The sequence below is a fragment of the Salinisphaera orenii subsp. orenii MK-B5 genome, assembly GCF_003788635.1.
GTDB lineage: Bacteria > Pseudomonadota > Gammaproteobacteria > Nevskiales > Salinisphaeraceae > Salinisphaera > Salinisphaera orenii.
The window spans coordinates 86,992-95,519 of record NZ_AYKH01000009.1; the positions used below are offsets into that span (position 1 = coordinate 86,992).

At 67.5% G+C, this 8,528-nt stretch carries 11 protein-coding genes; 7 read left to right on the forward strand and 4 right to left on the reverse strand.

Annotated elements, in window-relative coordinates:
- Nucleotides 1-2: 2 nt before the first annotated feature.
- From SAOR_RS06065 to SAOR_RS06075, 3 genes are all read right to left on the reverse strand, one after another.
- The gene (locus tag SAOR_RS06065) at nucleotides 3-1,613 is read right to left on the reverse strand and encodes a peptide chain release factor 3 (protein WP_123590780.1); all 1,611 of its coding nucleotides are present in this window, start codon (nucleotides 1,611-1,613) and stop codon (nucleotides 3-5) included.
- A 357-nt stretch (nucleotides 1,614-1,970) separates the two neighbouring features.
- On the reverse strand, nucleotides 1,971-2,708 hold the full coding sequence (locus SAOR_RS06070) for a hypothetical protein (protein ID WP_123630646.1): 738 nt from the start codon (nucleotides 2,706-2,708) through the stop codon (nucleotides 1,971-1,973).
- 80 nt (nucleotides 2,709-2,788) lie between these two features.
- Nucleotides 2,789-3,064: an acylphosphatase gene (locus SAOR_RS06075; protein WP_123630647.1), complete on the reverse strand. Its 276-nt coding sequence runs from the start codon at nucleotides 3,062-3,064 to the stop codon at nucleotides 2,789-2,791.
- 57 nt (nucleotides 3,065-3,121) lie between these two features.
- Here SAOR_RS06075 and SAOR_RS06080 point away from each other — a divergent pair, with 57 nt between their 5' ends.
- The 4 genes from SAOR_RS06080 to SAOR_RS16770 all read left to right on the forward strand — a co-directional run bounded on the left by SAOR_RS06080 (nucleotide 3,122) and on the right by SAOR_RS16770 (nucleotide 4,790).
- Nucleotides 3,122-3,793, forward strand: coding sequence for a hypothetical protein (locus SAOR_RS06080; RefSeq protein ID WP_123630648.1), 672 nt, complete (start codon nucleotides 3,122-3,124; stop codon nucleotides 3,791-3,793).
- A gap of 72 nt (nucleotides 3,794-3,865) precedes the next feature.
- Nucleotides 3,866-4,207: a c-type cytochrome gene (locus SAOR_RS06085; protein WP_123590774.1), complete on the forward strand. Its 342-nt coding sequence runs from the start codon at nucleotides 3,866-3,868 to the stop codon at nucleotides 4,205-4,207.
- A gap of 17 nt (nucleotides 4,208-4,224) precedes the next feature.
- Nucleotides 4,225-4,593, forward strand: a complete 369-nt coding sequence (locus SAOR_RS06090) for a c-type cytochrome (RefSeq protein WP_123590773.1) — start codon at nucleotides 4,225-4,227, stop codon at nucleotides 4,591-4,593.
- Between the two features lie 20 nt (nucleotides 4,594-4,613).
- A complete protein-coding gene (locus tag SAOR_RS16770; protein WP_184947499.1) occupies nucleotides 4,614-4,790 on the forward strand; it encodes a hypothetical protein in 177 nt (58 codons plus the stop codon).
- 4 nt (nucleotides 4,791-4,794) lie between these two features.
- Here the strand turns inward: SAOR_RS16770 and SAOR_RS06095 are convergent, their stop codons facing one another.
- Nucleotides 4,795-5,640, reverse strand: coding sequence for a ParB/RepB/Spo0J family partition protein (locus tag SAOR_RS06095; protein ID WP_123590771.1), 846 nt, complete (start codon nucleotides 5,638-5,640; stop codon nucleotides 4,795-4,797).
- 85 nt (nucleotides 5,641-5,725) lie between these two features.
- On the opposite strand from SAOR_RS06095, the gene SAOR_RS06100 reads away from it, so the two are divergent.
- From SAOR_RS06100 to SAOR_RS06110, 3 genes are read left to right on the forward strand one after another with little or no spacing between them, the layout of a single operon-like run.
- Entirely contained in the window at nucleotides 5,726-6,544 is an 819-nt protein-coding gene (locus SAOR_RS06100) for a lysophospholipid acyltransferase family protein (RefSeq protein WP_123590770.1), read from the forward strand.
- Nucleotides 6,544-7,617 carry an NAD-dependent epimerase/dehydratase family protein gene (locus SAOR_RS06105; protein WP_123630649.1) on the forward strand — a complete coding sequence of 358 codons (1,074 nt, stop codon included), beginning with the start codon at nucleotides 6,544-6,546 and terminating at the stop codon, nucleotides 7,615-7,617. Before SAOR_RS06100 ends, SAOR_RS06105 begins: the two co-directional genes overlap by 1 nt.
- A 23-nt stretch (nucleotides 7,618-7,640) precedes the next feature.
- Nucleotides 7,641-8,393, forward strand: coding sequence for an MlaA family lipoprotein (locus tag SAOR_RS06110; protein ID WP_123630650.1), 753 nt, complete (start codon nucleotides 7,641-7,643; stop codon nucleotides 8,391-8,393).
- Nucleotides 8,394-8,528 lie beyond the last annotated feature (135 nt).

Sequence of the window (8,528 nt, forward strand, 5' to 3'; positions counted from 1 at the left end):
GTTCAACCGGCGTTGAATTCGCGGGTCGCCGCGAAGGTGATCTCCGGCCAGCGTTCCTCGGTCAGCTGCAGCTTGACCCGCGACGGTGCGAGATAGACCAGCGCGCCGCCGTGATCCTCGGCCACGCCCGTGTCCATGCGGTCGCGAAAGCGCCGGATCTCGCGTGCATCGCCGTAGATCCAGCGCGCGGTATGGACCTGGACCGCCTCGAATCCGGCGTTGACGTTGTATTCGGACTTCAACCGCTGGGCGACCACGTCGAACTGCAGCGTGCCGACCGCGCCCAGGATGACGTCGTTGTTGTGCAGCGGCCGGAAGACCTGGGTCGCGCCCTCCTCGCAGAGCTGGTCGAGCCCCTTGTGCAGGGCTTTGGCCTTGAGCGGATCCCGCAGGACCACGCGCTGGAACAACTCCGGCGCGAAGTTCGGAATGCCCGTGAAGGCCAGTTCCTCGCCCTCGGAGAAGCAGTCGCCGATGGCGATGGTGCCGTGGTTGTGAATGCCGATGATGTCACCGGGCCAGGCGGTCTCGGCCGCCTCGCGGCGATTGGCCATGAAGGTGAGCGCATCGTTGATGCGGATGTCCTTGCCGGCGCGCAGATGGCGCATCTTCATGCCCTTGGCGTAGTGGCCGGAGCACACGCGCATGAACGCGATCCGATCGCGATGCTGAGGGTCCATGTTCGCCTGGATCTTGAACACGAAGCCCGACAGCGCGTCCTCGGACGGCGCCACGTCGCGGGCCCGGGTCTCGCGCGGACGCGGCGCGGGCGCCCACTCGACGAAGGCGTCGAGCAGCGGCCGGATACCGAAGTTGTTGACCGCGGAACCGAAGAACACCGGGGTGACCTCGCCGGCGAGATACATCTCCAGGTCGAAGCCGTCGCCGGCCTCGCGCACGAGCTCGATCTCCTCGAGCAGATCGTCGTAATAATGCCCGGCAATCTCGGCCAGGCGCGGATCGTCGAGGCCGTCGAGGGTGACCGTGCGGCCGCCGCCCTCGTTGTCCGAGCCCTCGTAGAGATAGACCTTGTCCTCGAGCAGGTGATACACGCCCTTGAACTGGCTGCCCATGCCGATCGGCCAGGTGATGGGCGCACAGGTGATGCCCAGCACGTCCTCGATCTCGTCGAGCACCTCCAGGGGCGGGCGGCCCTCGCGGTCCATCTTGTTGATGAAGGTGAAGATCGGCGTGGTGCGCAGGCGACAGACCTCCATCAGCTTGATGGTGCGCGGCTCCACGCCGCGGGCGATGTCGATGACCATGAGCGCGCTGTCCACCGCGGTCAGCGTGCGGTAGGTGTCCTCGGAGAAGTCCTCGTGGCCCGGAGTGTCGAGCAGGTTGACGATGCGTTCGTTATAGGGAAACTGCATCACCGACGTGGTTACGGAAATGCCGCGCGACTGCTCCATCGCCATCCAGTCGGAGGTGGCGTGGCGCGAGGCCTTGCGCCCCTTCACGGTCCCCGCGAGCTGGATCGCGCCGCCGAACAGCAGCAGCTTTTCGGTGAGTGTGGTCTTGCCCGCGTCGGGATGGGAGATGATCGCGAAGGTGCGTCGCTTGGCCGCTTCCTGCGCAGTCGGCGTGTTCGCTGTTGCGGCGGGTTGAGTCATCGGGCGCTCCGGGCAGATCACCACGGGGTCATAGGTTACTGTCTGTGCTGGCAATAATCGCTGTATAGTACAGCGCTATCCATAGGCAATAGAAACTCAATTGGCAGAGTCGATACGGTACGCCTATAGTTCACATCACGCAGCGGGGTCACCCCGCTGTCGCAGAGACGGTGTCTCCCCCTCACCGATCTGCAATACGCAGCGCGCATCCTACCCGAGTCATGCCGCTGCGTGGATCAGGGCGTCGTTCTCCCCCTGGCGACGTCCGCCCCCTGGCCCGGATCGGTTGCCCTCCCGATCCGGGCTTCTTTTTGGGCGCTCGTCGAAAGAGCCGGCGACGCGTCCGTCGGTCGCGGATCAGTGCGGCGACGGGGCCGCCGCGCCGGCACGGCGCATGCGCACGAGCACGCCGGCGATGTACATCGCCAGAAAGACCGCGAACATCAATTCCTTGACTTCCCCGGCCTCGATCTCGAGCGGCGCGGGCACCGTGCCGGCGACGGCCTTGAGAATCTTTTCGGGAATGGAGGCCAGCGGGGCGATGAAGCCGATCGCCACGCATTCGAAGCCGGGCATGATCAGCCCCCGGAATGAGTGCAGCGAGTGGCGAAGGCCCCGTGCGCGCCGCACGAGCGGCAGGATGGCGCCGCCGACCAGCATGGCGATCGCGAGCAGGTTGCGGGGCAGCTGATCGAGCAGCGTTCCGGCGATTCCGCTGGTGTTGTGCAGGTTGGTCTCGGCCTGGTCGTTGACCTCGGCCCACTCCTCGGGCGCCGACCAGCCGGCCATGTGCTGGCCCCAGCTGGCTTCCTCGCCGCCGAAATACACACAGCCGAGGCAAAAGACCAGAAAGAAGGCGACGAGCTTGCGGTCGCCCTGGCGCCAGGCCCAGCGTGTCGCCAGGAGGCCGCCGACCAGTGCCAGCGCCAGCATCACCAGGGTGGCTTTTTCGGTGATCCCCGATTCGTGCAGGACCCAGCGGTCGTAGACCGCGAAGTCCAGCAGCGCGCGTGCCAGATAATGGCTGAAGTAGATGACCAGCGGCAGCCCGAGCCAGGCCCAGCCGGGCAGCGCGGTATCGGGGCGTTCATTCATATCGGGGCGTTCATTCATGACGAGTGATGCGCCGGACGGGCGCGACGGTTGATGTAGTGCGCATATTCTATGCGCTACGGTCAGCGCACCGCGAACGGTTGCGGCAGATCGTCGTCGGAATCCGCCGGGGCGACCTCGACGTGATCCACCCGGGCCATCGACGGGCCGACGGCCAGCCAGTCACCGAGGCGATCGAGCGCGGCGTCGTCGCCGGCGGCCACCAGTTCGACGCCGCCGTCACGGCGGTTCTGCACCCAGCCGGCCAGGTCCAGCTCGCGCGCGCTCCGTTCGGTCGCGGCCCGAAAGCCCACGCCTTGAACGCGTCCGGTGACGATATAGCGACGTGCATTGCGCATGATCATGTCCTGCTCGAGTATAGTGGCTACACGCTATTGAACGGGCGGAGTCGGTCGATGTTCAACCTGATCCGCACACGGCTGCGCGCGCGAGCCGGCCGGCATGGGGATGCGCCGAGAAACCGCGATGCGCGCCTGCAGCTGCGCCTGCCCAACCCCTACGGCGGCCGGCCGTGGCTGAGCGCGACCGTCGCGTTCTCCGCTGCGCCGCACGCCCGGGGCGAGACGCTGCGCCTGCGCGCCCATGTCGACAGCTGTCTGCGCCTGACGGATGCCGAAGGCTCGCCGTCTCTTGGCCACGGGCCGGTGGCGCGCCGTTCGCTGGCCGACAGCGGCCGTCACGCGGCGGCGTCACTGGTCCGCGGCGTGCTTTCGCGTCTGCCGGCCGAACGGCTGGCACCGATCACTGCGCGTCGTCGCCGCAGCTGGATCGACGTTCAGTTCAGTACGGCGCCGTTGGATGTCGGCGCGGACGCCTTGACGCCGGAGCCGCTGCGACGCGTCTACGGCGGCGGTCTGCCGCGCCTGGCCGCCGGCGAGCCGCGGGTCGGGGTGTGGTCGGGCCCGGCGGGCGGGCCCGCCGGGGGGCTGGCGCGGCTCGTACTGCTGCAGTTCGACGAACGTGATCTCGGCGCGGCCTCGGGGTTCAACCTCAACGCCAGCGCCGCTCGGCTGGTCGAGCCGGCCAGCGCCGCCGATGCGGAGGCCGCCGAGACCGGCGTGAATTGACTCGGCGGGCGATTTACAAGAGCATAACGCTGCGCCGGGGCTCCGTGGCGCACGCTGTTACCGGGAGAGCATATGATTCAAAGCTGGCGTAAATGCCTGATGGTGTTCGTGTGTGGCATGGTTTTGGCCGCGCCGGCATGGGCTCAGTCCGACGAGGGCGGCGACCCGGTCGCCGGCAAGGAACGCTTCTATACCTGTGCGGGCTGTCACGGCATCGACGGGTATGCCAACGCCTATCCCACGTACCACGTGCCCAAGATCGGCGGCCAGCACGCGGACTACATCGTATCGGCGCTCGAAGCCTATCGCAGCGGCGCGCGCGAGCACTCGACGATGCACGCCCAGGCCTCCAGCCTGAGCGACGAGGACATCCAGAACATCGCGGCCTTTCTGTCGCAGCAGAAGTCGGATTGAGCACGGGAAGCAGACGAATGATCCACGCATTTTCTCGCATCGCCCTCGTGGCCGCGCTGTCGCTGGCCGCGGGCCCGCTCATGGCGCAGTCCGAATCCGGTCAGGACAAGGCCGCCGACAGCGACTGGGTGTCGCAGACCACGCAGACCTGTGCCAGCTGCCACGGCAAGAACGGCGTGGCGCAGACGCCCAACTTCCCGATCATCGCCGGTCAGTACCAGGACTATCTCCTGCATTCGCTCAAGGCTTACCGCGACGGTGAACGCGAGAACGCGGTCATGGCCGGCCAGGTCCAGAACATGAGCAACGATCAGCTCGAGGCGCTGGCGCGCTACTACAGCCGTCAGACCGACACGCCGCTGCATACCCCCTATCTGGACGATTGACGGCCGCCGGGCCGCGCGCCGTGTCGAACTTCGCCCTATACATGCTCGGTGTGGTCGTCGTGGCCGGGGCGCTCGCCTGCGGCGCCTATATGCTGAGCGTGCCGCCGGGGTGGATCGGCGTGGGTGCGGCGGTGATCGTCGGCTTCGGTCTGATGGGCGCGGTGGGCCGGACCCGTCCGCCCCGGGATCGTCGCTGACGCCTCAGCCGTCGCCGGTGTAGCCGAGACGGGCAAGCAGGCCGTCGAACTCGTCCAGGTCATGGAAGGTGATGCGCAGTTCGCCGCGGCGCCGGTCGGGATCGTAATCGATGCGCACGGCGTTGCCGACGTGTTCGGCCAGGCGCGTTTCCAGTTCCGCCATGTCGCTGCCACCGGCCGGGGCCGTCGGTGCCGGCGTGTCCGCCGCGCGCGCGGCCCGCTCCAGGCTGCGCACGCTCAGCGAGCGGGCCGCCGCGGTGCGCGCCAGTTCGATCTGACGCGGCGGCTCGAGCCCGGCCAGGATCTTGGCGTGACCGAGATTGAGACGGCCGGCATCGAGTAGCGCCTGGACCGGTTCGGCCAGCTGTCGCAGGCGCAGGAAATTGGTGACATAAACGCGCGACTTGCCGATGCGGCCGGCGATGGCTTCGTGCGTCAGGCCGTGTTCGGCGGCCAGCCGCGCCAGGCCGTGAGCGGTGTCCATCACCCCCAGCGATTCGCGCTGGAGATTCTCGATCAGGCCCAGCACGGCGGCCTCGCCGGCGCCGAGATCGTTGCGTACGATCGCCGGGATCTCGGCCAGCCCGGCCCGCTGGGCGGCCCGCCAGCGGCGTTCGCCGGCCAGCAGCCGGTAGCCTGCGGTCGGCGAGCCGCTCACCACCACGGGCTGGATGACGCCCGAGGCCTCGATCGAGGCGGCCAGCTCGGCGAGCGCATCGTCGTCGAAACGGCTGCGCGCCTGGCTGTCGCCCGGTGCGATCCGTTCGATCGGCAGGGTGTGGATCCGGTCGCGCCCGGCGCGATCGGTGGCGCCGGATTCGGGCGGCGGCGGGTCTGCGGATGACGGCATCGTGCGTGCTAAGCTCAAGGGACAGGGCGGAGTGTAAAACCATAGACGGGCCGCCGCGTGCGCGCGCCCGTGTGCGAGGAGTCAGATGCGCACCCGGCAGTTTCTAAAACCCCGGACGGTGAGCCGGGAGGTCGACGAAATCGTCGATGCGCTGCCCAAGCACAATATCGGCAGTCAGGGCTACGACCCCTGGGGACTGAACCCGGATACCGCCAAGATCACCTTCACGGCGGTGCGCTGGCTCTACGAGCACTATTTTCGGGTCCGCGCGCACGGCCTCGAGAACGTCGCCGGATCCGGGCGCCTGCTGATCGTGGGCAATCATTCGGGCCAGCTGCCGATGGACGGCGTCATGGTCAGCTTCGCCGTCGCCAACAAGGCCGAGGACGCGCGCCTGCCGCGTTCGATGATCGAGCGCTGGTTTCCCTCCGTGCCGTTTCTGGGCAACTGGATGAATTCGGTCGGCGGCGTCATCGGTGATCCGAAGAACTGCGCCAAGATGCTCGAGCGCGAGGAGGCCATCGTGGTCTTCCCCGAAGGGATCCGCGGCTCGGGCAAGCCGTATCGGCTGCGCTACCAGCTGCAGCGCTTCGGCCACGGCTTCATGCATCTGGCCATGGAGCACGGCACGCCCATCGTGCCGGTGGGTGTCGTCGGCTGCGAGGAGACCATGCCCTCGCTGGTCGACATCAAGCCGCTGGCGCGCATGCTCGGCATGCCCTATTTCCCGCTCGCGCCGCTCGTGCCGCTGCCGGCGCGGGTGTTTCTGAACTTCGGCCGGCCCATGCATTTCGCCAACGACGCGCGCAACGAGCAGGACGTCGAATGGCGCGTGGAGGAGGTCAAGGACGCCATCCGCGACCTCATCGACACCGGCATCGCCCAGCGCAAGAGCATCTTCTGATGAGCGACGGCAAGCGCAAGCAGCCGGCGCGGCGCGGGGCGTCCGCGGCCGCGTCGTCGGAGACCGTACGCCGCAAGACGCCCGCACGCCGGCGCACCGAAGCCGAGGCCCAGGCCCGTCCGGCGGGCAACGGCATCGGCAGCGAGACCCGCGGCAAGGTGCTGGTCACCGGCGCGGCCGGGGCGCTGGCCCAGCACGTCATCGCGCTGCTGCGCGAGCACTACGACGTCGTCGGGGTCGAGTTTCGCGGCGTGCAGGCCGAGTATCCGGACACCGTCGACTATGTGGTGGATTTCAACACCCGCCCCTTCGAGGACGTCTTCCGCGAACACGGCTTCATGGCCATCATCCATCTGGGCCGCATCCGTTTCACCCAGTCCACCCGCAACCGGCGCTATTCGGCCAACGTGGTGGGTACCGCGCGACTGCTGCGCCTCGCGCTGAAGTACGGGGTCGAGCAGGTGATAGCGCTGTCGACGTACCACGTCTACGGCGCGGATGCGCGCAACCCCTCGCTCATCGACGAGGAGTACCCCATGCGCGCGGCCAACCTGATGCGCGAGGTGGTCGATGCGGTCGAGCTCGAGAACCTGTTCAACATCCATCTCTACAAGCATCCCGAGCTCAACATCAGCATTCTGCGCCCGTGCAACATCGCGGGCCCGGGCATCAACAACGAGATCAGCCGCATGCTCTCGCAGCCGGTCGCGCCCTGTCTGTTCGGCTTCTCGCCGCTGATGCAGTTCATTCACGTGGAGGACATGGCCCGCGCCGTGGTGCGCTCGTTCGAGCGCAACCATCCGGGCGTATACAATGTCGCGCCTGACGACTATGTGGCGTATCAGGATGCCCTTCAGCAGGCCGGCTGCCGGCGGCTGTTTCTGCCCTCGGTGCCGCCGGCGCTGGCCCGGCGAGCGGTTCGGGCGCTCGGGCGCTATGCGCCGCCGGACTATCTGATCGACTTCTTCAAGTATGCGGTCATCATCGACGGCAGCCTGTTCGCCCGGACCTTCGACTTCGAACCCGAACATTCACTGACCGAACTGCTCAGCCACTACCGCGGCCTCAAGTAGGCCGCATCGCCACGAGACACGCCATGCCCCAGACCCTGCCGCATCGTCTGCTCACGCTCCTCGGCCCGCTCGCGCTGCTCGCGCTGGGCGGCTGCGTGCACAGCCCGCCGTCGGATCCCTGGGATCCGATCGAGCCGGTCAACCGCGCGGTCTATCAGTTCAACGACAAGGCCGATCAGTACGTGCTGCAGCCCGCGGCCCGCGGCTACGACACGGTCACCCCGGATCGGGTGCAGACCAGCGTCGGTAATTTCTTCGACAACGCGCGCATGCCGATCACCATCGTCAACAGTGCGCTGCAGTTGAAGTTCGACTCGTTCAACGTCGCCCTCGGGCGCTTCATGATCAACTCCACGGCCGGTGTCGCCGGCCTGTTCGATGTCGCCAGTGCGCTGGAGATCGACGAGCCCGAGGAGGATTTCGGCCAGACCTTCGGCTACTGGGGGCTCGGCCAGGGCCCGTATCTGGTGCTGCCTTTCCTGGGGCCGAGCACCGGGCGCGACTTCGTGGGCGATCTCGGTGATCAGTTCCTCTATCCGATCGACTACCTCGACGATATCGACGACGACTACCAGTACATCATCTGGGGTCTGCGCGGTCTCGAACTGCTCAACTATCGCGCGAGCCTGCTCGGCTTCGAGGACACGCTGGAACAGCAGTTCGACCCCTACGCCTTCCTGCGCGGCTACTACCTCGAGAACCGACTGAAGGACGTGTACGACGGCGATGTGCCGCCGGAGCGCATGTACGGCGACGACGCCGCCGACGGCGAGTAGCGCCGGCGTCGTGACGCAGAACAACGCGGACATGCGTGCGCTGGCGCGGCTGTCGCGCAGCGAACTCCACGCCCATGCCCGCCACTACTTCAAGACTGGCGGCCGGACCGAACCGGAGGGGGCGCTGGGGGGCTA